Here is a 23,762-nt window from a genome sequence, read left to right as displayed (position 1 = left end):
TCCGCGGCGGGTGGATGCGAAGGCCGGTGACCGGCCGCGCATGCGGTCCGCACATCGCGGCATGGATGAGGATCGAGGACGCGGCAACGGCGCCTGTCGCCGCGCGCATGAAGCCGTCACCGTCCAAGGGAACCCGTGATGCACCACCCCGCCCCTGCTTCGCCGGATCGCCGCCGCTTCCTTGTCGCTTCGGCCTCGGGCCTGCTGCTGCCGGCCGCGGGATCGTGGCCCTCGCTTGCCTCTCCCGGCGTCGCAAACGCCGGCAACCCGTTCCCGCTGGACGCGGTCCGCCTGGACGCCGGTCCCTTCGGCCACGCGCACGCGCTCAACCTGCGCTACCTCGCGGCGCTCGACGTCGACCGCCTGCTCGCGCCCTACCGCATCGAGGCCGGCCTGCCCTCGCCGGCGCCGAAGTATCCCAACTGGGAATCGATGGGCCTGGACGGCCACACCGCGGGACACTACCTGTCCGCCCTCGCGCAGCAGGCCGCGCAGGGCGATGGCGGGATGCGGCGCCGTCTCGACGCGATGGTCGACGCACTGGCCGAGGTGCAGCGCGCCAATGGCGATGGCTACCTCGGCGGCGTCCCCAACGGGCGCGTGCTGTGGAACCGCATCGCTTCGGGCGAGTTCCAGGCCGAGGCATTCTCGCTCGACGGCGCCTGGGTGCCGTTCTACAACCTGCACAAGATGTATGCCGGCCTGCGCGATGCCTGGCTGCTGGCCGGCAACGCCACCGCCCGCGACCTGCTGGTGCGCTTCGCCGACTGGTGCGACGCCCTCGTCGCCAACCTCGACGACGTGCAGCTGCAGCGCATCCTCGACACCGAGCACGGCGGCATGAACGAGGTGCTGGCCGACGTCTACGCCCTCACCGGCGAGCGCCGGCACCTGATGCTGGCGCGACGCTTCTGCCATCGCGCCATCCTCGATCCGCTGCTGCGCGGCGAGGACCGCCTCGACGGCCTGCACGCCAACACCCAGATCCCGAAGGTGATCGGCTTCGCCCGCATCGGCGAACTGGACGACGAGCCGGCCTGGATCGACGCCGCGCGCTTTTTCTGGGAGACGGTGTCGCAGCGGCGCAGCATCGCCTTCGGCGGCAACAGCGCGCGCGAGCACTTCCACCCCGCCGACGACTTCTCCGCGATGCTGGCCTCGCGCGAAGGCCCGGAAACCTGCAACAGCTACAACATGCTGCGGCTGACCATGCTGCTGCACCGGCTGGATCCGCAGCCGCGCCACGTCGAATTCATCGAACGCGTGCTGTTCAACCACATCCTGTCCACCCAGCATCCGCACCACGGCGGGCTGGTGTACTTCACCCCGATCCGGCCGCGCCACTACCGCGTGTACTCGCAGCCGCAGGAATGCTTCTGGTGCTGCGTCGGCACCGGCATCGAGAACCACGGCCGCCACGCCTCCTTCGTCTACGCCTGCGGCGAGGACACGCTGGCGGTGAACCTGTACATCGCCTCGTCCGTGCACTGGCGCGAACGCGGCCTTACGCTGCGACAGGAGACCAGGTTCCCGGAGGATCCGCGCACCGTCCTGCACCTGCAGCTGGCCGGACCGCAGGCCTTCGCGCTGCAGCTGCGCCATCCCTCGTGGCTGCAGGGCGACCTGGCCGTGCACGTGAACGGCCGGTCCTGGCCGCTCGCATCCCGACCGGGCAGCGTCGTCGCGATCGCCCGCACCTGGCACGACGGCGACCGCATCGACATCGCGCTGCCGATGCGCACGCGCCTCGAAGCCCTGCCCGACGGGTCCGACTGGGTGGCGGTGATGCATGGCCCGCTGATGCTGGCCGCGCGCACCGGCGAAGACGGGCTCGACGGCCTGGTGGCCGACGACGGCCGCGGCAGCCACATCGCGCCGGGGCCGTACCTGCCGCTCGACGAGGCGCCGATGCTGGTGGGCGATCGCGCGCGCCTGGCCGACCATATCCGGCCCGTGCCAGGCGAGCCGCTGGCCTTCACCGCATCGGCCCTGGTCCGGCCCGAGACATTCCGCGAACTGCGGCTGGAACCCTTCTTCCGCGTGCACGACGCGCGCTACATGGCCTACTGGCGCACTGCCACGCCCGCGGAGTACCCGGCCGTGGTGGCTGCGGTCGAGGCGGCCGAACGCGAGCGCCAGGCGCTGGAGGCGCGCACGCTCGACCAGGTGCGGCCCGGCGAACAGCAGCCGGAAGTGGACCATGCCTACACGGGTCGCGAGTCGAACACGGGCTCGCTCATGGGCCGCGCCTGGCGCGACGCAGGCGGCTGGTTCGGCTACCGCCTGCGGGCGCGCCGCGACGTCGCGGCCGACGCACCGCTGGCGCTGGCGCTGGAGCTGTTCGGGGGCGATTGGAACGTGGCCATGGACGTCGTGGTCGAGGGACAGGTGCTGTCGACGGTGGAGATCTCCGGCGCCGGCACCGACGAGTTCGGGGTCCGGCAGATCGTCCTGCCGCCCGACCTGTCCGCGCTGGCGCGCGGCGACGGCATCGAAGTGCGCTTCGTCGCGCGCGATGGACGCCGCACGCCACGGCTGTTCGGCCTGCGCCTGCTGTCGGCGACAACCGATGGCTAGCCTGGCGGCCGCGCAATCAGTCCGCGGCCAGCGCCTCGACCAGCAGCGCGCGGATCAGCGCTTGCGCCTGCGCGGCCTTGGCCTCGTCCCAGGCAAAGGAATCCTCGTCCATGTACACGCGCTGGCTGATTTCCAGCTGCACGGCCTGGATACCACGCGCGGGATCGGCGTAGTGGCGGGTGATGTGGCCGCCACGGAAGCGCCCGTTGTGCACCCAGTCGTAGCGCGACTGGCCGGCCAGCACCGCCTCCAAGCGCCGCTGGAGCGACACGCCGGCGCTGGCCCCGTTGGCGGTGCCCAGGTTGAGGTCGGGCAGCCGGCCCTCGAACAGGAACGGCAGTTCGCCGCGGATCGAATGACCCTCCCACAGCACCACGCGCCCATGCGCGGCATGCAGGCGCGCGAGCTCATCGCGCAGCGCATCGTGATAGGGCCGCCAGTAGCGCTCCACGCGCGCGCGCACCTCGTCCTCGTCCGGCGCTTCGCCGTCGAGGTAGACCGGCTCGCCCGAGAAACGCACCGTCGGACACAGCCCGGTGGTGTTCTGCCCCGGATACAGCGAGACATCGTCCTCGCTGCGGTTGAGGTCGACCACGTAGCGCGAATGCAGGGGCACGAGGACCGACGCGCCGAGGTCGCGCGCGAACGCGTACAGGCGCGCGATGTGCCAGTCGGTGTCCGGCACAACACGCGCCTGCGGGGTGAGCCGGGCGGCGATGTCGTCGGGCACCAGCGTACCGTCGTGCGGCAGGCTGACCAGCAGCGGCGCCGTGCCGCGTTGAAGCGTACAGATTTCCATGGCTCGGATTGTACGGCCACGCCCACTGCGCGGTGCCACGCACGGGGCCCCGCGGCGATCCGCGATCCCTGCCGACGCCACGCGCTGCCCTCCTCCGCCCCCCTGCCGACCTTCGACGTGCGCCCGCCCCGGCGCGCCTTCCACCGGACGTTGCGATGAAATCCTTTCTGCTGATCTCCTGCCTTGCGCTGGCCGCATGCGCTACCGCTGACAAGGCGCCGGGCGGCGCCACCAATCCGCTGTTCACCGACCGCCATACCGCCGATCCCGCCCCGCTGGTGGTCGGCGATACGCTCTACCTCTACGTCGGCCACGACATGGCGCGCGGCGAGGAGATGTTCAACATCGTCGAATGGCGGGTCTATTCGACCACCGACATGACGCGCTGGACCGACCACGGCCCGATCATGAAGCCCACCGATTTCAGGTGGGCGAGCAAGGATGCCTGGGCCTCGGAGGCGATCGGGAAGGACGGCAGGTTCTACTTCTACGCCACGGTCGAGCACGACCGGACGCGTCCGGGCAAGGCGATCGGTGTGGCGGTCTCCGACAGCCCGACCGGCCCGTTCGTCGATGCGCGCGGGTCGGCGCTGGTGAGCAACGACATGACGCCGCAGGGACCACACACCTGGGACGACATCGACCCGACGGTCTTCATCGACGACGACGGCAGCGCCTGGCTGATGTGGGGCAATGCCAACTTCTACTACGCCAGGCTCAAGCCGAACATGATCGAACTGGATGGCCCCATCCAGCAGGTCGCACTGCCCAAGTATGTCGAGGGTCCGTGGCTGCACAAGCGCGGCGAGCTCTACTATCTCACCTACGCCTCGATGGACAAGTCCGTGTCCGACGACGAGCTGATCTCCTACGCCACCGCACCGTCCGTCACCGGCCCCTGGACCTACCGCGGCGAGATCAGTGGCCCGGCGGAAAACAGCTTCACCATCCATCCGGGGATCGTGGAGTTCAAGGGCAACTGGTATTTCTTCTACCACGACGGGAAGCTGACCGTCGGGGATCAACCTGGCGGTCTCGGCCGCCGCGCCGTGGCGGTGGAGCACCTGTACTACGGGGCAGACGGCAGCATCCTGCCCATCGTGCATACGGCCGAAGGCGTTTCAGTCCCACGGAAGAGGTAGCCGGGCCGCGGCAGGAAACAGCTGCCGGGAGCGGTGCGGGCGCGGCGCTCGACAGCCCTCACCGCATCAGCACCACCTCCTCGGCGCTGGTCGGGTGGATCGCCACCGTGTCGTGCAGGTCGGCCAGGGTGAGGCCCTTCTTCAGCGCGACGGCGAAGCCCTGCAGGATCTCGTCGGCGCCCTCGCCCAGCAGGTGGATGCCGACGACGCGTCGCGCCTCGCCGACGCAGACCAGCTTGAACAGGCTGTGCTGCGGACGGTCGCCCAGCGCCTGGCGCATCGGGCGGAAGGTGCTGCGGCTGACGTGGACCGCGGCATCGCCATGCTGCTCGCGCGCCTGCGCCTCGGTCAGCCCGACCGAAGCCAGCGGCGGGTGCGCGAACACCACGGTCGGAATGTCGTCGTAGTCCAGCCGCGCCTGCGCATCGCCGCCGAACACGCGGTCCATGGCGCGCCGCGCGGCGGCGATCGCAACTGGCGTCAGCGTCGCGCGACCGGTCACGTCGCCCACCGCGACGATGTGCGGCACGCGGCTGCGCTGGCAGGCGTCGACGACGATGTTGCCGCGCGCGTCCAGCTCCACGCCGGCCGCTTCCAGGCCCAGTCCGGCGGTGCTGGCGGTGCGCCCGGTGGCGAGGATCACGTGCGCATAGCCGCCGGTGGACTGGCCCGCCGCGTCGCGCAGGCGCAGGTCGCCGGCTTCGCCCTCGATCGCCGCCAGGGCGTAGTCGAAGTGCAGGCCGATACCCTGCTGCCGATAGTTCTCCTGCAGCCGCCCGGCCAGCTCCGCGTCGGAGTGGCTGAGCAGCCGCGCGCTGCGCGCATAGATGTCGACGCGGCAGCCCAGCGCCTGCAGCACGCCCGCAAGCTCCACGGCGATGTAGCCGCCGCCCACCAGGGCGACCTGGCCGGGCGGCGCGTGGAAAGCGAAGAAGTCGTCGGACACGCCCGCAAGCTCCGCCCCCGGCACCGCCGGCCGGCGCGGATGCGAGCCGGTGGCGATGAGGATGTGCTGCGCCCGCAGGCGCGTGCCGTTGTCGCATTCGACGGTGTGCGCATCGTGCAGCCGTCCGCGCGATGGCAGCAGCACGACGCCGGCCTCGTCCAGGCGGCGGCGGTAGCTGGCATGGATGCCGTGGATGTAGCGCTGCCGGCTGGCGATGAGCGTGGGCCAGTCCAGCTCCGGCGACGCCGGCACGTCGAAACCCAGCTGCGAGGCCAGGGCGATGTTGCCGGCCAGTTCCGCGGCCAGCCACATCGCCTTCTTCGGCACGCAGCCGACGTTGACGCAGGTGCCGCCGAGCTCGCCCGGCTCCAGCAGCGCCACGCGCGCGCCGTGCCCGGCCGCGCGGAAGGCGCCGGCCAGGCCGCCGCTGCCGCCGCCTACCACGACGAGGTCGAAATCCAGATCGGTCCGGCTCATGCGAAGCGCTCCGGCGAGTACGGCGTGGGGTCGATGTGCGGCGTGTCGCCGTCCACCAGCTCGGCCAGCAGGCGGCCGGTGGCCGGACTCATGCTCACGCCCAGCATGCCGTGGCCGGTGGCGAGCCACAGGTGCGGCTGACCCGGTGCGCGGCCGATGATGGGCAGGTCGTCCCACGACAGCGGGCGCCAGCCGTACCACTCCTCGCGCTTGACCGGGCCGACCGGCTCGCGCAGGTACTCGGCCGCGCCGCGTTCGAGCGCATCGAGCCGGCGCCGGTTGAGCGTGCTGTCGTGGCCGGAGAACTCCATCGTGCTGCCCAGGCGGAAGCCGTCTTCCCACACCGTCACGCAGACCTTGCGCTCGTGCAGCGTCATCGGCCGCCGCGGCACCAGCGACGGGCGCGAATAGGTGATCGAGTAGCCCTTGCCCGGCTGCATCGCGTCGCGCAGCCAGCGCAGCCGCAGCGAGCGCGCCAGCAGCGGCGACCAGGCGCCGGTCGCCAGCACCACGTCGCGCGCACGGCGCTCGCCCCGCGAGGTGTGCACGCGCATGCCGCCGCCATCGGCCTCGGCATGCGTAGCCTCGCACTGCGCCTCGATCACGCCGCCGGCCGCGACCACGACGCGCGCGAGTTCGGCCACGTAGCGATCGGGCCGCAGCTGGGCGTCGCCCGGATAGTGCACCGCGCCGGCCACGCCTTCGCGCAGCGCCGGTTCCTGCGCCTGGTAATCGCGGCCGTCGATGACCTCGGCCGCGATGCCGAGTTCGGCCAGCGCCGGCAGCTGGCGCACGTAGGCTTCCATCTGCGCCGGATCGCGGAACACGCAGTCGGCGCCCGGCTCGGCGAACTCGCAGTCCAGGCCGTGGCCGCCGATCCACTGCGGAAAGGCCTGGCGCGAGGCGTTGAGGATGGCCGCACGCGGCGCGGCCGACGCATTCCAGTCGCGCTGGTTGCAGCGGCCGGCGAAGCGCAGCATCCACTGCCACAGCGACGGATCGAAGCGTGGGCGCACGTAGAACGGCGCGTCGGGCGTCAGCATCCAGCGCATGGCCTTGGCCACCATGCCCGGCGCATGCAGGGGACCGGCATGGCTGGGCGTCAGCGTGCCGCAGTTGCCGTGGGAACTGCCGCCGCCGATGCGGCCGGCGTCGATCACGCGCACGCTGCGGCCCCGCTCGAGCAGGCACAGCGCGCTGGCCAGGCCGGACACGCCTGCACCGATGACGAGGATGTCGCTGCGTTCGGTCATCCGTGCAGTGTAACGGCGCGCGCGATGCACTCCATGGGCTCAGCCCAGGCGCATCGCCGGTCGTGCACCGTAGGTCAGCCAGCGCCACAGCCACTCCATCGGGCCGAAGCGGTAGCGGCCCAGCCACCAGTGGCTCGCCACCACCTGCAGCGCGAAGATCGCCAGCGCCAGCAGCACCTGCGCGCCGCGCCCGAGCTGCCCCCACCAGCCCAGGCCGTAGCCGAAGAACAGGCTCGAAGCGACCAGCGACTGCAGCAGGTAGTGGGTCAGCGCCATGCGCCCGGCCGGCGCCAGCCAGCCCAGCACGCGCGAGATGCCGGGCAGGCCCAGGCCCAGCACCAGCAGCGACAGATAGCCCAGCGCCAGCGGCAGGCTGCCGAGCATCATCAACCCCTGCGCCAGCAGCATCGGCCCCATCTCGCGCATGCCGTCGAAGCTCTCGCCGACCGACATCGAGAGCGTCACGAACACCGCACCCAGCGGCAGCGTCCACAGCGCCAGCCGCGCGAACCAGCCGCCCTGCGACGCCACGTCGTGCATGCGCCCCGAGCGCACCAGCCATGCGCCGAGCATGAACACGCCCAGCGCCATCGGGATCATCATCAGCGCGCCCTGCACGCCGAGGGTGAGGAAGTCGCGACCGCGCTGGAGCACGACCTGGAAGTAGTTGCCGTGCGCATAGACCTCGCGCGCGGCCGCCGCGGCGGACTCCAACTCCACGGCCATGGTTTCGAACCCGGGCATTTCGCCCGGCGGCGCCAGCGACATCAGGCCGCCACCGACCACGATCATCGAGGCAAGACCGGCATACAGGCCGATCCCGAGCAGCAGCCTGGCGCGGTTGGACACCTCGCCGAAGGCCAGCAGCAGCAGGCCGGTCACGGCATAGGCATGCAGGATGTCGCCCGGCCACAGCAGCAGCGCATGCAGCAGCCCGAATGCCAGCAGCACCAGGCAGCGGCGCACGTAGCGGCTGCGGAACTGCGCGCCGTGCCCGCCCCGGCTCGACATCACCGCGAAGCCCATGCCGAACAGCAGCGAGAACAGCACCCAGAACTTGCCGGCCACCAGCACGTGCACGGCCCACGCAGCGGCATGGTCGATACCGGTGGCGGCCGGATCGATGCCCGAGCCCATCTCCTGCAGCGGCCGGCTGAACCACTCGATGTTCATCAGGAAGATGCCGAGCAGCGCGAAACCGCGGATCACGTCCAGCGCCTGGATGCGCTGCGCGGCGTCGATCGGCGCAAAGGCCGGCGGACCGCCGGCCTGGAGGTCTTGCAGATGCGTCACGTGCTGGTTCCCCTCGATCCCGGGCGACAGGATGACGGGGTCGGCCTGCGCTTGCCAAGCGCGGCGGCGCGCGGTGCGAGCGGGCCCTGCGAAGCGCGGACCCCATCGCGCGGCGTGGACGCTCGTTGCGAGCGTGGACGAGCGCGCGAAGCAGCGCAGTGACGAGCAGCGTCCGCGAGCCGGCCGCGGAGCGACCATCGCGGCGGCGACGCCGGGCGGACCCGCCGTGCGCGGGTCCCCGGTTGCAGCCAGCCGCCCGCACCGCGCAGGCGGCGCGGCGGCCGGCGGTGCGGTCAGTGCTGGTGGCCGCCTTCGCCGTGCACGTGGCCGTGCTCGATCTCGACCTGCTCGGCCTCGCGCACGTCGACGATCTCGATGTCGAAATGCAGGTCCTTGCCGGCCATCGGGTGGTTGAGGTCGACGTCGACCACGCTCATGCCCACCTTCTCCACGGTCACCGCGCGCGGGCCGAAGTTGGTGTTGAGCACCACCTGCTGGCCCGGGGCCAGCTTCTGCGCGCCGAAGTGCTTCTTGGGCACGCGCTGGGTCAGGCCGTCGCGGCGCTCGCCATAGGCCTCGGCCGCCGGCACGTCGACGCCGAAGCTTTCGCCGGCCTCGTGTCCGTCCAGCGCCTTCTCCAGGCCGGGGATGATGTTGCCGTGGCCGATCAGGATCGCCAGCGGCTCGCCGCGCTCCTTCGACGACTCCAGCGGCGGCTGGCCGGCTTCGGCGACGGTGTAGTGGAAACGGACGACGCGGTCTTTCTCGATCTTCATGGCGGCTCGCTGGGAGGCGCGGCGCGGGCCGCGGCTTGTCTGGAGGAAACGGCCCGTGCAGGATGCCGCGCATGAAACCGCCACGCGAACGCACCCTGCCGTCGGGCGACGGAGCCGGCCATTATCCGGACTCGGACGCGGCAACGCCAATCCGGGCCGCCCTTGCGCTGGCCCTGGGCGGCGCGCTGCTGCTGGCCGGCTGCGGCCGCGACGACGTGCGCCCGACCCCGCGCGGCGCCGCCGTGGTGCCCACGCGCGAGTGGCCGGCGACCACGCCGGCCGATCCCGCTGCCGCCAATGCAGTGCTGATGCGCGCGATCAGCCTGGTCGGTACCCCTTACCGCTACGGCGGCAACACGCCCGACGGCGGCTTCGACTGCAGCGGGCTGGTCAACTACGTGTTCCGCGACATGCTGGACCTGCGGCTGCCGCGGACCTCGCGCGAACTGGCCGGCTTCCAGGGCCCGAAGATCGAGCCGCAGCGCCTGGCCACGGCCGACCTGGTGTTCTTTGGAAGCGGGACGCAGGTCACGCATGTGGGCATCTACGTGGGCGAGGGACGATTTGTCCACGCGCCCAGCACCGGGGGAACCGTGCGCCTCGACCATCTGGACGGAAGCTACTGGCGACGCCACTACAGCGGGGCGAAGCGGGTCCTGCAGTGAACGGACCGTTCGGATTTGTGAGCAGAATCACTTACTTGGACAGGTTTGTGTAACCCGGTTTTAACATCACGCCGCCTTCACTCCGGCACACTCCGCCGCTGATCCGCTCCAGTGAAGCCCGCGTGACGACAGCGACCGCCCCGTCCGGCCTGACCCGACATCGCTCCAATCCGGCCAGACAGGGCAAGTTCGTCGCCCTCTGCGGCTGCCTGCTCGCCGTATCCGCCCTGCCCGCCTTTGCCGGCCCCGGCCTGGCCGGCGACTCGGCCGATGCCCTTGCGGCGCCCTCGGCCTCGGTCACCCGCACTCTGGTGTCCAATCCGCTGCGCGCGTCCAGCCAGGACGTGCTGTTCGCCAGCGACGTCAACCAGCTGATCGCGGCGCAGGCCGCCGCGCAGGCCTCCCCGGCGCCGGAGGAAGGACGCGTCCAGACCCTGCTCAAGCGTGGCCTCGCCCTGCTCGGCACCCCGTACCGCTGGGGCGGCGCCTCGCCGGAGGCCGGCTTCGACTGCAGCGGCCTGGTCGGCTACGTGTTCCGGACCGCGCTGGGCATCGACCTGCCGCGCGTCTCGCGCGACATGGCCCGCGACGGCGAGAAGGTCGACCGCACCGCGATGGTTCCGGGCGACCTGGTGTTCTTCGGCCGCCGCGGCAAGCGCGTCGACCACGTCGGCATCTACATCGGCGAAGGCCGCTTCCTGCACGCCCCGCGCACCGGCCGCGACGTGACCGTCTCGCAGCTCGACACCGGCTACTGGAGCGGGCGGTTCCTGCAGGCCCGCCGCGTCGCCGGGCTGGGCACGGAAAGCTGAGGGCACGCGCCCCGCCGTCGATGAAAAGGCCGCCGCAGGGCGGCCTTTTTGCTGGTTCTTCTCCCGGTCGAGGGAGGAGCAACGCACGCTTCGAACTGGACGCCACGCCCTGCCGGCCGGGGATCGCTTTTCGCCCGATCAGGACATCCATGTCCTGACTCGCGCGCAAGACATCCATGTCTTGCTTGTCGCGATCCCCGGCCGCCAAGGCGCGGCTTGCCGCGACTGATGCTGCGATGCTTCGATGGCCCACTTTTCGAAGCTGGACCAGAGACTGGCGATGGTCCTTCCGGGGCGGGGTAGAGAGCAGCGCATGGATGGCTGCGGCGGCGCGTCAGCCATGCGCGAGCACGGACGTTTGCGCGGCAGTGCCGCGCGTCCGCGCGAACGCCGGGCGCGCTGCACCGCGGGCCGGACCGCGAAGCGGGCTGACCGAGCGGGGGAGTAACCCCCGGCCCGGGACGACTCCCGACCGCAGACCCGATCCAGCTATCCGCAACCTGGTCCGACTCCCCCGAAGGGGGAAGCACCTTCTTGTTTTGCGCCGCGGGGCCGCGACCGCGTCCCGCGCGCGAATCCTTCGCAGGCGGCACAATGTCGCGATGTCCGATTCCATCGTGTCCGCCCTCACCATCGCCGGCTCCGATTCGGGCGGCGGTGCCGGCATCCAGGCCGACCTCAAGACCTTCGCCGCGCATGGCGTGCATGGCCTGTCGGCCATTGCCGCACTGACCGCCCAGCACACGCGGGGCGTCACCGCCGTCCACGTGCCCCCGGTCGAGTTCCTGCGCGCGCAGATCGACGCCTGCTTCGACGACTTCGACATCGGCGCGGTCAAGCTCGGCATGCTCGCGACCGCCGAGGTGATCCACGCCGTGGCCGACGCGCTGCAGGCGCATGCGCCCGCGCCGCTGGTGCTCGATCCGGTGATGGTCGCGACCTCCGGTGCGCGCCTGCTGGCGGAGGACGCGCTGGAGGCGCTGCGCACGCGCCTGCTGCCGCGCGCCGACCTGCTGACGCCGAACATCCCCGAAGCCGAACTGCTGGCCGGCATGCGCATCGCCAGCGCCGCCGACGCCGAACAGGCGCTGGCACGCCTGCTGGCGATGGGTGCCAGGGCCGTCCTGCTCAAGGGTGCGCACCTGGACGAGGGCGCGCAGGTGGTCGACCGCTACCGCGACGCGACCACGTCCGCCGTGTTCACCCATGCCCGCCTGCCGATCGAAGGCCACGGCACCGGCTGCACCCTGGCGTCGGCCGCCGCGGCGCGGCTGTGCCTGGGATGGCCGGTGCCGCAGGCCGCCGCGGCGGCGGTCGACTACGTGGGCCGCGCCTTGCGCCAGGGCTACCGGCCCGGACGCGGCGAGGTGCGCGTGCTCGACCACCTGGGCGCGGCGGAACAACCGCAGGCATGACCCCGGCGTCCGCCAGCGGCCACGAGGTGCGCGCGGCGGACGGCCATCGCTGGGACCTGCTCGCGCGCATTCCGCCCGCGCCCCGCCACAGCCTGCTGTGGCTGCCCGCCCTGGGCGTCGCCGCCCGCCACTACCTGCCTTTCGCCGAAGCGCTGGCCGCGCGCGGCGTCGCGGTCTTCCTGCACGAATGGCGCGGCCACGGCAGCAGCAGCCTGCGCGCCCGCCGCGGCGTGGACTGGGGCTATCGCGAACTGCTGGTGCAGGACATCCCCGCCAGCCAGGCGGCCATCGACCGTCTCCTGCCCGACGGCCCGCCGCGGATCGTCGGCGGCCACAGCCTGGGCGGACAGCTGGCCTGCTGCCGGCTGGCGCTGGCGCCCGGAACGGCCGAGGCGACGTGGCTGGTGGCGAGCGGCGCTCCCTACTGGCGCGCGTTCCCGATGCCGCAACGTGCGTGGCTGCCGCTGGTCTACCGCTTCCTGCCCTGGCTGGCGTCGATCAACGGCGCCCTGCCCGGCCGCCGCATCGGCTTTGGCGGCAACGAGGCCGCGCAGGTCATCGTCGACTGGGCGCGCACCGCAATCAGCGGCCGCTACGCCGCGGCGGGACTGGCCGCGGACCTCGAGGCGGGGCTGTCCCGCCTCGACCGGCCCGCGCACGCGCTGCTGCTGTCGCAGGACTGGCTGGCGCCGCACTCGTCGCTTGCGTTCCTGCTCGGCAAGATGCCGCGGGCACCGGCACGGATCGAATGCCTGGACGCAACCGCCGCCGGCACCCGGCCCGACCACTACGCCTGGATGCGCGAGCCCGAACGCGTGGCCGACCGCCTGTGCGCTCAGCTGCCGTAGCCGTCCGGATTCATCGACTGCCAGCGCCAGGCATCGCGGCACATGGCGTCCACGTCCAGCTCCGCCCGCCAGCCCAGCAGCGCCTGCGCGCGCGCGGGATCGGCATACACCTCGGCCACGTCGCCGGCGCGCCGGCCGACGATCTCGAACGGCACCGCGCGCCCCGAAGCCCGCTCGAAGGCCCGTACCAGTTGCAGCACGCTCACCCCCGAGCCGGTGCCGAGGTTGACGGTGAAGCCGCTGCCGGTGCGGGCCAGCGTGTCCAGCGCATCGGCATGCGCGCGCGCCAGGTCGACCACGTGGATGTAGTCGCGCACACCGCTGCCGTCGACCGTGGGCCAGTCGCCGCCGAACACGCTCAACCGCTCGCGGCGGCCCACGGCGACCTGGCAGATGTAGGGCATCAGGTTGCTGGGCGTGCCGGAGGGATCCTCGCCGATCAGCCCCGAGGCATGCGCGCCGACAGGATTGAAGTAGCGCAGGATGCCGGCCTGGAAATCCGGGTCGGCCTCGCACAGGTCGCCGATCAGCTGCTCCATCACCAGCTTGGTACGGCCGTACGGATTGGTCACGCGCAGCGCGGCATCCTCGGCCACCGGGACCCGGTCGGGATCGCCATAGACCGTGGCCGACGAACTGAACACCATCCGCTCCACGCCCGCGGCCCGCATCGCCTGCAGCAGGTTGAGCGTGCCGGTGATGTTGTTGTCGAAGTAGTCGAGCGGCCTTTCGCACGATTCGCCCACCGCCTTGAGCGCGGCGAAGTGCACCACCGCCTCGAACCCGCCATCGGCCAGCAGCGCCATGGTGGCGTCGCGGTCGCGCAGGTCCACGCGGCGGAAGTCCAGCACCCTGCCGGTGATCCGCTGCAGCCGATCGAGGACATGGGCGGAGCTGTTGCCCAGGTTGTCGGCGATGACCAGCTCATGTCCGCGCGCGGCGAGCTCGACGCAGGTATGGCTGCCGATGTAGCCGGTACCGCCGAAGACGAGGATGCGCATGCCACGGGTCCAGGGAACGCCAGCGGCCGATTATCCGTCACGATGGCGCCACGTGCGCGTTGGCCGCATGCCGCCGCAATCCCCGTTCTGCCATGTCGCGCCCCATGCGCGTCCGGCCAGCACCGGCCGTGCCTAGAATGCGACCCTTCCTTGACCAGACGGCCCGACAGATGACCGCTCCGCTTCCCGAACGCAACGACATCCGCATCGCCGTGATCGGGCTGGGCTATGTCGGCCTGCCGCTGGCCGCCGCCTTCGGCCGTCAATACCCGACTGTGGGCTTCGACATCGACGCCGACCGCGTCGAGCAGCTGCGCCGCCACCACGACCAGACCCTGGAGATGTCGGAGGAGGAACTGCGCGCCTCGACCCACCTGTCCTGCACCGCCGATGCCGCGGCGCTGCGCGAGTGCAACGTGTTCATCGTCACCGTGCCCACCCCGATCGACGAATACAAGCGCCCCGACCTGCGCCCGCTGGAATCGGCCAGCCGCACCGTGGGCAAGGCGATCTCGCGCGGCGGCGTGGCGATCTTCGAGTCAACCGTGTACCCGGGCGCGACCGAGGAAGTGTGCGTGCCGATCATCGAGCGCGAGTCGGGCCTGCGCTTCAACGAGGATTTCCACGCCGGCTACAGTCCCGAACGCATCAATCCGGGCGACAAGGAACACCGCCTGGAGACCATCCTCAAGGTGACCTCGGGTTCGACGCCGGCCGCCGCGGACTTCATCGATGCGCTCTATCGCAGCGTGATCACCGCCGGCACGCACAAGGCCTCGAGCATCCGCGTGGCCGAGGCGGCCAAGGTGATCGAGAACACCCAGCGCGACGTCAACATCGCGCTGATCAACGAGCTGGCCCTGATCTTCGGCCGCCTGGGCATCGATACCCACGAGGTGCTGGAAGCCGCCGGCACCAAATGGAACTTCCTGCCGTTCCGTCCGGGCCTGGTCGGCGGCCACTGCATCGGCGTCGATCCGTACTACCTCACCCACAAGGCGCAGCAGATCGGCTACCACCCCGAGGTGATCCTGGCCGGACGCCGCATCAACGACAGCATGGGCAGCCATGTCGCCCAGCGGGTGGTCAAGCTGATGCAGCAGCGCGGGCTGCGTACCGCGGGTGCGAAGGTGCTGATCCTGGGCCTGGCGTTCAAGGAGAACTGCCCGGACCTGCGCAATACCCGCGTCACCGACATCATCGACGAGCTGCACACCTACAATGTCGATGTCGACGTGCACGATCCATGGGTCTCGCCCGCGCAGGCCAGCCACGAGTACGGCATCTCGCCGGTGGCCGAGCCAGCGCCGGGAGGGTACGACGCCGTGATCCTGGCGGTCGCGCACCGCCAGTTCGTGGCGCTGGGCGCCGATGGCGTGCATGCTTTCGGCAAGCCCGATGCGGTGGTGTTCGACGTCAAGCGCGCGCTCCCGCGCGACCGCGTCGACGGCTGCCTCTGACCCACAACCGGACATTCGAATGCGCGTACTCGTCACCGGCGCCGCCGGCTTCATCGGTTCCCATCTGAGCCACCGCCTGATCGAACGCGGCGACGAGGTCCTCGGCTACGACAACCTCAACAACTACTACGATCCGGCGCTCAAGCAGGCCCGGCTGGAGCGGCTGCTGCCGCGGCCCGGCTTCTCGTTCGTGCAGGGTTCGCTGGAGGACCGCGGCACGCTCGAGCGTGCGTTCGCCAACTTCCGCCCGCAGCGGGTGGTCAACCTCGCCGCGCAGGCGGGCGTGCGCTACTCGCTGGAGAATCCGCACGCCTATATCGACAGCAACATCGTCGGCTTCACCAACATCCTCGAATCCTGCCGCCATGGCGGCATCGAGCACCTGGTCTACGCCTCGTCGAGCTCGGTCTATGGCGCCAACCGCAAGCTGCCGTTCGCGGTCGAGGACAGCGTCGACCACCCGGTGAGCCTGTACGCGGCGACCAAGAAGGCCAACGAGCTGATGGCGCACACCTACAGCCACCTGTTCGGCCTGCCCACCACCGGCCTGCGCTTCTTCACCGTATACGGCCCCTGGGGCCGGCCGGACATGGCGCTGTTCCTGTTCACGAAGAACATCCTGGAGGGCCGGCCGATCGACGTGTTCAACCACGGCCACCACACGCGCGACTTCACCTACATCGACGACATCGTCGAAGGCGTGATCCGCACCCTCGATCGCGTGCCCGGCCCCGATCCAGCCTACGACCCGCTGCTGCCAAACCCGGGCTCGTCGAGCGCGCCGTACCGCGTCTACAACATCGGCAACCACCAGCCGGTGCAGCTGCTGCGCTACATCGAGGTGCTCGAGCAGTGCCTGGGACGCAAGGCGGAGAAGAACCTGCTGCCGATGCAGCCGGGCGACGTGCCCGACACCGAGGCCGACGTCGCCGCCCTGCAGCGCGACACCGGCTACGTGCCGTCGACCTCCATCGAGAGCGGCGTGGCGCGATTCGTGGAGTGGTACCGCAGCTACCACGGAGCCTGAACCCGCCGCCCCCCGCCGTGACCGTTGTTGCCGCGATTCCGCGTTATTCATGGCATCGGAAATCAAGCGGGGGTTTGCAGATGCGCATGTTGAGGCAAGTGATCGTGATGCTGCTGGCTGCCATGCTGGCGGCATGCGCCACCGGCGGCGGACTGGCGGAAGCGCCACCCATGCCCGACCAGGGCCCGGTGGACGACTACGCCATCGGCGTGGACGACGTGGTCCAGGTCGCCGTCTGGCGCAACCCCGAACTCGGCATCAACGTCCCGGTGCGTCCGGACGGCAAGATCTCGGTGCCGCTGGTCGGCGACGTGATGGCCGGCGGCCGCACTCCGAGCGAGGTCGCCGCGGACATCCAGGAAAAGCTGTCGGCCTACGTGCGAGACCCGCAGGTGGCGGTGATCCTGACCGACCTGCGCAGCCATGAATATCTGTCCCGGGTGCGCGTGACCGGCGCGGTCCGCCAGCCGGTCTCGATCCCCTACCGCCAGGGCATGACCGTGCTCGACGCGGTGCTGGCCGCCGGCGGCGTGAACGAGTTCGCCGCCCCCGACCGCTCCAGCCTGTACCGCAAGAACGGCGAAGAGACCACCAGCTACGCCATCCGCCTCGACCGGATCATCAACCGCGGCGACCTGAGCACCAACTTCAAGGTCGCGCCTGGCGACGTCATCACCGTGCCGGAGCGGGCGTTCTGATGCAGCCGAGCACCCTGCCCGTACCCCAGCGTGCGGCGACGACGGCCGGCCCGGCCAGCCCGATCATCTCCCCGATCGAGTACGTCAAGCTGGTCCTGAAGGAAGGACGCCGCCGCATCGTCGTGCTGGCCGCGATCTTCGCGCTTATCGCACTGCTGACCTTCGTGATCGGCCTGTTCGTGGTCGGCCGCAGCTACCAGGTCTCGGTGACGATCCTGGCCCAGGAAAGCGACATCATCCAGCCGCTGCTTGAAGGCCGCGCGGTTCCGACCGGCGTCACCGATCGCGCCGGCATGGCCCGCCAGATCGTGTACGGCCGCAAGGTGCTGTCGCAGATCGTGGAGCAAGGCGGCTGGGACGCGGCCAACATGAGTCCGCTGCAGAAGGACCGCCTGATGGAGGAGATCCAGGGGCGCACCCTCGTCACCAGCCCGCGCGCCGACCTGGTCCAGATCACCTATCGCGACAACGAACCCGAGCGCGCGCACCGCGTCACCGAGATGATGGGCGCGATGTTCATCAGCGAGACGCTCGCCACCAAGAGCCGCGAGAGCCGCGAGGCCTACGAGTTCATCGAGAAGCAGGTGCAGGAGTACCACCGCAAGCTCACCGATGCGGAAGAAAACCTGCAGGAGTACCGCTCGCGCAACGCCGACGCCCAGCCCGGCAGCGCGACAGACGTGCACTCGCGCATCTCGGCGCTGCGTACCCAGGTGGAGCAGACGCGGATGGCCCTGCTGGAACAGCAGTCGCGCGAGGGCTCGATCGCCTCGCAGCTGTCGGGCGAATCGGCCGTCACCTCGGTGCAGACGCGCGAGACGCTTTACCGCACCCGCCTGATCGAACTGCAGGCCGAGCTCGACCGCCTGCTGCTGACCTACACCGACCGCCATCCGGACGTGCTGCGCGTGCGCCACCAGATGGAGGACGTGCAGCGGCAGCTGGTCCAGGAGCGCGACCGCGCCGCCAGCGGGCAGTCGCCGACCGGCTCGGAGGATTCCCAGCTCAACCCGCTCTACCAGGAGCTGCGCAGCCAGCTGGCGCAGACGCGGCGCGAGGTCGCCGGCACGCGCTCGCGCATGAACGTGGCCGAGAGCCTGCTCCAGGGTGAACTGGACCGCAGCCGCCGCATCGCGGCATCCGAAAGCGTGCTGGCCGAACTCACCCGCGACTACGAGGTCAACCGCGAGATCTACCAGGACCTGCTGCGCCGGCGCGAGAACGCCCGCGTGTCGATGGGCCTGGACCTGGAGAACCGCGGGCTGACCCTGCGGGTCCAGGACCCGGCCACCATGCCGCTGCGGCCCACCGGCCTGCGCTTCGTGCACATCGCCTCGGCCGGGCTGCTGGCCGCCGTCGCGATCCCGTTCGGCCTGCTGTGGCTGCTGGTGCGCTTCGACCCGCGCGTGCGCAGCCCGCAGCTGATCGAAGCCAGGAGCCGCTACCCGCTGCTGGCGACGATCCCGGCCTATCCCTCGCCGCGCGAGCGGCGCAGGCAGGTCTTCAACCTGACGGTGGGCACCTGCATGGTGCTGGCGGTGCTGCTGCTGTACGCGCTCACCTACGCCTACAAGATGACCAACGGTTGATCACGACCGTTGCGTCGAAGAACCCATGGAGCAGACGTTAGTGAATGCACGCCGCGATGCGTTGAACACCCAAGTCCCGGACGATGCGGAATCGCGTTCGATCACGCGCGCCGACGGGGCCCTGCACCCCCTGACGCCGATCGCGCTGGAGGAGCGCAAGCTGATCCACCGCAACGATTCCGTCCGCGCCCAGGCCGACGCCTTCCGCGGCTTGCGGACCAAGCTGCTCGCGCTCGGCCGGGAACGCAACTTCGTCACCCTGGTGGCGCCGGTGCAGCAGGGATGCGGCGGCAGCTTCGTCGCGCGCAACCTGGCGGCCGCGTTCGCGTTCGACGAGAGCAAGACCGCGCTGCTGGTCGACTGCGACGCCCTGCATCCTGCGCAGCACGCGGCGCTCTCGGTCGACGTCGCCAACGGCGGGATCATGGACTACCTCGACGGCAGCGTCGGCGAGCTGTCGGACATCCAGTACGACACCGGCCTGCCGCGGCTCAAGCTGATCCCCAGCGGCAGCTCGCGAGAGACCACCGGCGAGTACTTCAGCTCGAGCCGCATGCGCATGATGATCGACTCGCTGCGCGGCACCCAGGCCAACCGCTACGTCATCCTCGACAGCCCGCCGGTGCTCAACTCGCCCGACGCGAGGATCCTGTCCGACCTGGCCGACCTGATCGTCGTCGTCGCCGGCTACGGCCAGGCCGCGATCGAGCGCATCGACGAGGCGGCGGCGAGTTTCGACCCGGACAAGCTCGCCGGCGTCGTGTTCAACAACATCTACTGAGGCAGCGGCATGAACCGGGGCGCCACCATGAGAATCCGCAGGAAGTGCCTTCCCGTCGCCTGCGCCGCCGCGCTCGTGGCGGTCCCGCTGCATGCGCATGCGGTGCGCATCGACTACGTGGCCGACATGGGCATCGAGCGCAACGACAACGTGCTGATGTCGTCGACCGACCCGGCCAGCTCGAGCGCGCTGCGCGCCGGCTTCGGCGTGGTCGTGTCCGAGGAGACCTCGACCGTGCAGGCCAACTTCGGCGGCCGCTTCGAGTACTGGAACTACGTCGACGGGCCGCAATCGAACGCGCTCGAAACCAGCCTGGCCGGCAGGCTGAACTGGTTCCTGGTGCCCGAGACGCTGAGCTTCACCGTCGAGGACAGCCTGGAAATGCGGCCGATCGACCGCTTCGCGCCCGACTCGACCAACAACCGCCAGCGCGTCAACGTGCTGTCGGCGGGCCCCAACCTCCACTTCAACTGGAACCAGGCCGTGCGCGGCCGCGCCGAACTGCGCTGGATCGACAGCAACGCCGAGGAAGCCGACGATTTCGAGTCCGAACGGATCAGCGCGTCGCTGCACGCGATCCGCGAACTGGACCCGACCAGCAGCCTGACGCTCAGCGCGCGCGGCCAGGAAGTCGATTTCGACAACGACGTCACCGCCCGCGACTACCGGCGCTACGACGGCTACCTGCGCTACCAGAAGAACCTCGCCCGCGTCAGCTTCGCGCTGGACGCCGGCTACACCTGGGTGGACTACGCCGACGGCAGTTCGACCTCCCATCCGATGGTCCGGGGCGCCGGCGAATGGCGCATCAGCCCGCGCAATGCCGTCTCGCTCGGCATCGCCCACCAGTTGACGGATTCCTCGGACTCGGCGCTCCAGGGCATCGGCGTGGCGGTCGAAGTGCCCGACCGGCTGTCGACGGCGTCCTCGGCGGTCAATGCCTCGATCTACGAGGACGACCGGATCGACCTCACCTACATGTATCGGCACGAGCGCATCGGGCTCAGCGTGGGTCCCTACTACGAGCGGGTCGACTTCGTCGACACCGGCGCTTTCGACGAGACCCGTCGCGGCGTGGTCATGCAGCTGTCCTACCAGCTTTCGCCGACCTGGGACCTGCACTCGTTCGCCGACGTGGCGCGTTCGACCTTCACCGACATCGACGTGCGCACCAAGGACGAACGCTTCGGGTTCGGCGTCAGCAAGACCTGGACGCGCCACTGGAGCAGCCGCCTGGACTACCTGCACTACCGGCGCTCCGACGATGGCCTGTACGGCGACAGCCGGCAGAACGTCCTGTACCTGACCGTCACCTACCGCAACCGGTAGCCGCGCGCGACATCGGACCTGCGTCACACGTCAGATGTGACGCCAGCGGGCGCGCCGCGCCCGCGGACCGCCATTCCACGCCATCGCTTGACGCCAGCCTTCGTTCAGCCTTTATTTTGCTGAACGACGGATCGGGCGCCTATGATCGCCCGTCTTCTCAGGGGGAAGGACGCGCGATTGGAGGCCAGAGGGCCACGTCCTGGTGACGTGGGCCAGGCCGGCAGTGCCATGCCGGCCGGGTGCAGGGAAGCCGTGACAGGCCCTTCCGTTCGCGCAGCCCATACCTTTTCCGGCCAGGTGGCACATTCCCCATGAGACTTCTTTTCCGGGCTTCCGTCCTTCCGGCCCTCGCCGGCCTCGCGCTGGCCCTGGCCGGCTGCTCGCCGGTGCCGCAGCAGGCCATCCAGGCCGGCGACACGCCCCCCCAGGCGGCAGCGGCGTCCGCGCCGGCGCCGCAGGCGCAGTCCCCGCGCCAGGCCAGCGCAGCGCCCCGCGTCGCCAAGGCCATCTCCAACCCGATCCTGTTCGTCACCCAGGTGCCCACGGCCGGGGGCGATCCGTTCGCCAGCCGCCTGTCGAGCTTCGCCAACCACATGCCCGGCATGGGTTCGGCGCTGCGCGGCGGCGACCTGATGATCCGCTACCCGGACGGCGTGCTGCGCAACCTGACCCGCGAAGCGGGCTTCGGCATGGACGGCCTGCAGGGCGCCAACGCCATCGCGGTGCGCGAACCAACCGTGCACTGGAGCGGCGACCGCGCCATCTTCAGCATGGTGGTGGGCGCGCCGACGCAGCGCTACGGATCGACCAGCGCGAAGTGGCAGCTGTACGAGGTCACCGGGCTGGCACGCGGACAGACCGCGCGCATCACCCGGGTCGCCGGCCAGCCGGCCGGCTACAACAACGTCTCGCCGCTCTATACCAGCGACGGCGACATCCTGTTCACCTCCGACAGCCCGCGCCGCGGCGAAGCCCACCTCTATCCGAACCTGGACGAGTACGAGAGCACGCCGACCGTCATCGGCATCTTCAAGCTGGAGGTCGCGACCGGCCGGGTGTCGCTGCTCAACCACGTGCCCAGCGGCGCCTTCAGCCCGACCATCGACAGCTACGGCCGGGTCATCTTCACCCGCTGGGACCACCTGCAGCACGACCAGCAGCAGGACGGCTCGATCTATCTGGGCTATACCTTCGACCCGTTCAACTTCTCGAGCGAAGCTGCCAACGCCACGCGCATCGGCCTGGTGCGCGACACCTTCCCCGAGCGCAGGCAGGAGTCCACCTCGCCCTATGGCCGCGTGGGCGGGCATACCTACAACCTGTTCGCGCCCTGGCAGATGAACCAGGACGGCACCGACGAACTCACCCTCAACCATATCGGCCGCCAGGAACTGGTCGGCGACTATGGCTACCTGCCGCGCGCGTTCATGGACGACGGCGCGATGTCGGACAACGTGTCCCTGGCCAACTTCGCCAACCGCAAGCACATCCGGATGGACGGCGGTATCTTCCACATCCGCGAGAGCCGGGTCGAGCCTGGCATCTACTACGGCATCTATGCGCGGGAGTTCGCTGAAGGCTCGACCAACCAGATCGTGCGCATCGCCGGTGCGCCGACCCTCAACGCCGAGCAGATGACGATCACCGACGCCAGCCCCGCCACGGGCAGCAACGGCCTGCCGGGCGGCCGGTTCCGCAATCCGTTGCCGCTCGGCTCGGGCGACATGGTGGCCAGCTACACGTCCGATGCCACGTTCGGCGGCTCCTCCAGGCTGCGCCTGCACCAGCTCAACGTGGATGCGTCGGGCATGTTCGTGGCCGGCACCGCGCTCACCCCGGGCATCCGCAAGACCGTCTCGTGGTGGACCGACGCCGCCACGCCGCGCGAGTACAGCGGCGAGCTGTGGGAACTGGAAGCCGTGGAAGTGGCGGCGCGCACGCCGCCGCCGGCGACCGCGCATCCGGCCATTCCCTCGCCCGAGCGTGCCGTGCTCACCGCCGAAGGCATCAACGAAGCGGCGCTGCGCGACTGGCTGCGCAGCAACGAGCTCGCCCTGATCGTCACCCGCAACCAGACCAGCCGCGATCGCGGCGACACCCAGCAGCCGTTCAACCTGCAGGTGCCCGGCGGGGTGCGCAAGACCCGCGGCAACGGTCGCGTCTACGACATCGCCCACTACCAGATCGTGCAGGCCAACCTGGTGCGCGGCTACGGCAACAACATCCGCGGGCGCCGGCCGGTGGCGCAGCCGATGAGCGTCGCGGCCAACCTGCCCAACGGCAGCGGCCCGGCCGGCAGCGTCAGGATCGCGGCCGACGGCTCCACCGCCGCGTTCGTCCCGGCCAATCGCGCCCTGAGCTGGCAGACCGTCGATCCGAACGGCGAACCGGTGGTGCGCGAGCGCGTCTGGGTGACCATGCAGGCCGGCGAGATCCGCACCTGCGCCGGCTGCCATGGCGAGAACACCCGCAACCAGGCCGGCGAGGCGACCCCGACCAACCAGCCGCAGGCCCTGCGCGAGCTGATGCGCCACTGGAAGCAGACCTACGCCGGCAACAGCGGCCGTCGCCGCAACGGCGCGGCGCCGCTGGCCCCCGGCGGCTGACCGCCCGGTCCGCCGGCCGGCTGCCGGCGGACAGTTCCCTGCCGACCGCGTCCGGATACGTATTCGGGCGCTCGGCCGCGCCGTTGTCCAAGGCCCGATCGCCCCAACTGCGACCCGCCGCAACCACGGCCGCACGCGGCGCGCCCTCCGCATGCCGCAAATTCCTGTCGTCCCCGGCATCTCGCGAAGCCGCACCCGCGCGGTCGATCCCACTGGCGCGTGTCCCCTCCCCGCCAGTCCTTGCGTCTGTTAGGTCAGGACAACGCCG

General features: G+C 70.5%; 19 protein-coding genes. 13 read left to right on the top strand and 6 right to left on the bottom strand.

Going from position 1 to position 23,762, the window contains the following annotated elements:
• Positions 1-138 precede the first annotated feature (138 nt).
• The gene (locus Q0863_RS11245) at positions 139-2,577 is read left to right on the top strand and encodes a glycoside hydrolase family 127 protein (RefSeq protein WP_298577967.1); all 2,439 of its coding nucleotides are present in this window, start codon (positions 139-141) and stop codon (positions 2,575-2,577) included.
• Positions 2,578-2,593: 16 nt separating this feature from the next.
• On the opposite strand, the gene hutG is transcribed toward Q0863_RS11245, so the two are convergent.
• Positions 2,594-3,376 carry an N-formylglutamate deformylase gene (gene hutG, locus Q0863_RS11240; RefSeq protein WP_298577965.1) on the bottom strand — a complete coding sequence of 261 codons (783 nt, stop codon included), beginning with the start codon at positions 3,374-3,376 and terminating at the stop codon, positions 2,594-2,596.
• A gap of 155 nt (positions 3,377-3,531) precedes the next feature.
• Between hutG and Q0863_RS11235 the strand changes: the two genes are divergently transcribed.
• The gene (locus Q0863_RS11235) at positions 3,532-4,518 is read left to right on the top strand and encodes a glycoside hydrolase family 43 protein (RefSeq protein WP_298577963.1); all 987 of its coding nucleotides are present in this window, start codon (positions 3,532-3,534) and stop codon (positions 4,516-4,518) included.
• Between the two features lie 58 nt (positions 4,519-4,576).
• On the opposite strand, the gene gorA is transcribed toward Q0863_RS11235, so the two are convergent.
• From gorA to Q0863_RS11215, 4 genes are all read right to left on the bottom strand, one after another.
• Positions 4,577-5,941 (bottom strand): glutathione-disulfide reductase, encoded by a 1,365-nt coding sequence (gene gorA / locus Q0863_RS11230; protein ID WP_298577962.1) that lies wholly within the window; start codon positions 5,939-5,941, stop codon positions 4,577-4,579.
• Positions 5,938-7,194, bottom strand: a complete 1,257-nt coding sequence (locus tag Q0863_RS11225) for an FAD-dependent oxidoreductase (RefSeq protein WP_298577961.1) — start codon at positions 7,192-7,194, stop codon at positions 5,938-5,940. The genes gorA and Q0863_RS11225 overlap by 4 nt, the downstream gene beginning before the upstream one ends.
• A 39-nt stretch (positions 7,195-7,233) precedes the next feature.
• Entirely contained in the window at positions 7,234-8,487 is a 1,254-nt protein-coding gene (locus Q0863_RS11220) for a DUF418 domain-containing protein (RefSeq protein ID WP_298577960.1), read from the bottom strand.
• Between the two features lie 293 nt (positions 8,488-8,780).
• Positions 8,781-9,263, bottom strand: coding sequence for a peptidylprolyl isomerase (locus tag Q0863_RS11215; RefSeq protein WP_298577959.1), 483 nt, complete (start codon positions 9,261-9,263; stop codon positions 8,781-8,783).
• Positions 9,264-9,334: 71 nt separating this feature from the next.
• On the opposite strand from Q0863_RS11215, the gene Q0863_RS11210 reads away from it, so the two are divergent.
• The 4 genes from Q0863_RS11210 to Q0863_RS11195 all read left to right on the top strand — a co-directional run bounded on the left by Q0863_RS11210 (position 9,335) and on the right by Q0863_RS11195 (position 13,003).
• Entirely contained in the window at positions 9,335-9,928 is a 594-nt protein-coding gene (locus tag Q0863_RS11210) for a C40 family peptidase (RefSeq protein ID WP_298577958.1), read from the top strand.
• A gap of 122 nt (positions 9,929-10,050) precedes the next feature.
• Entirely contained in the window at positions 10,051-10,740 is a 690-nt protein-coding gene (locus Q0863_RS11205; RefSeq protein WP_298577957.1) for a C40 family peptidase, read from the top strand.
• 602 nt (positions 10,741-11,342) lie between these two features.
• Positions 11,343-12,155: a bifunctional hydroxymethylpyrimidine kinase/phosphomethylpyrimidine kinase gene (thiD, locus tag Q0863_RS11200; RefSeq protein ID WP_298577956.1), complete on the top strand. Its 813-nt coding sequence runs from the start codon at positions 11,343-11,345 to the stop codon at positions 12,153-12,155.
• Positions 12,152-13,003 (top strand): alpha/beta fold hydrolase, encoded by an 852-nt coding sequence (locus Q0863_RS11195; protein WP_298577955.1) that lies wholly within the window; start codon positions 12,152-12,154, stop codon positions 13,001-13,003. Before thiD ends, Q0863_RS11195 begins: the two co-directional genes overlap by 4 nt.
• Here Q0863_RS11195 and galE read toward each other — a convergent pair.
• Positions 12,991-14,004, bottom strand: a complete 1,014-nt coding sequence (galE, locus tag Q0863_RS11190) for a UDP-glucose 4-epimerase GalE (RefSeq protein ID WP_298577954.1) — start codon at positions 14,002-14,004, stop codon at positions 12,991-12,993. The genes Q0863_RS11195 and galE overlap by 13 nt on opposite strands.
• 170 nt (positions 14,005-14,174) lie before the next feature.
• Here galE and Q0863_RS11185 point away from each other — a divergent pair, with 170 nt between their 5' ends.
• From Q0863_RS11185 to Q0863_RS11155, 7 genes are all read left to right on the top strand, one after another.
• Positions 14,175-15,464: a nucleotide sugar dehydrogenase gene (locus Q0863_RS11185; protein ID WP_298577953.1), complete on the top strand. Its 1,290-nt coding sequence runs from the start codon at positions 14,175-14,177 to the stop codon at positions 15,462-15,464.
• A 19-nt stretch (positions 15,465-15,483) separates the two neighbouring features.
• Positions 15,484-16,491: an NAD-dependent epimerase gene (locus Q0863_RS11180; RefSeq protein ID WP_298577952.1), complete on the top strand. Its 1,008-nt coding sequence runs from the start codon at positions 15,484-15,486 to the stop codon at positions 16,489-16,491.
• Positions 16,492-16,577: 86 nt separating this feature from the next.
• Positions 16,578-17,189, top strand: a complete 612-nt coding sequence (locus Q0863_RS11175) for an XrtA/PEP-CTERM system exopolysaccharide export protein (RefSeq protein WP_298577951.1) — start codon at positions 16,578-16,580, stop codon at positions 17,187-17,189.
• Positions 17,189-18,778 (top strand): XrtA system polysaccharide chain length determinant, encoded by a 1,590-nt coding sequence (locus Q0863_RS11170; RefSeq protein ID WP_298577950.1) that lies wholly within the window; start codon positions 17,189-17,191, stop codon positions 18,776-18,778. Before Q0863_RS11175 ends, Q0863_RS11170 begins: the two co-directional genes overlap by 1 nt.
• Positions 18,779-18,839: 61 nt before the next feature.
• The gene (locus Q0863_RS11165; protein ID WP_298577949.1) at positions 18,840-19,559 is read left to right on the top strand and encodes a polysaccharide biosynthesis protein; all 720 of its coding nucleotides are present in this window, start codon (positions 18,840-18,842) and stop codon (positions 19,557-19,559) included.
• 27 nt (positions 19,560-19,586) lie between these two features.
• Positions 19,587-20,888: a hypothetical protein gene (locus Q0863_RS11160; RefSeq protein WP_298577948.1), complete on the top strand. Its 1,302-nt coding sequence runs from the start codon at positions 19,587-19,589 to the stop codon at positions 20,886-20,888.
• A 311-nt stretch (positions 20,889-21,199) separates the two neighbouring features.
• On the top strand, positions 21,200-23,494 hold the full coding sequence (locus tag Q0863_RS11155) for a hypothetical protein (protein WP_298577947.1): 2,295 nt from the start codon (positions 21,200-21,202) through the stop codon (positions 23,492-23,494).
• Positions 23,495-23,762 lie beyond the last annotated feature (268 nt).

Source organism: uncultured Luteimonas sp. (assembly GCF_947492465.1).
Classification (GTDB): domain Bacteria; phylum Pseudomonadota; class Gammaproteobacteria; order Xanthomonadales; family Xanthomonadaceae; genus Luteimonas.
Note: the sequence above shows the minus strand (reverse complement) of the source record. Positions and strands in the feature narration are given on the sequence as shown.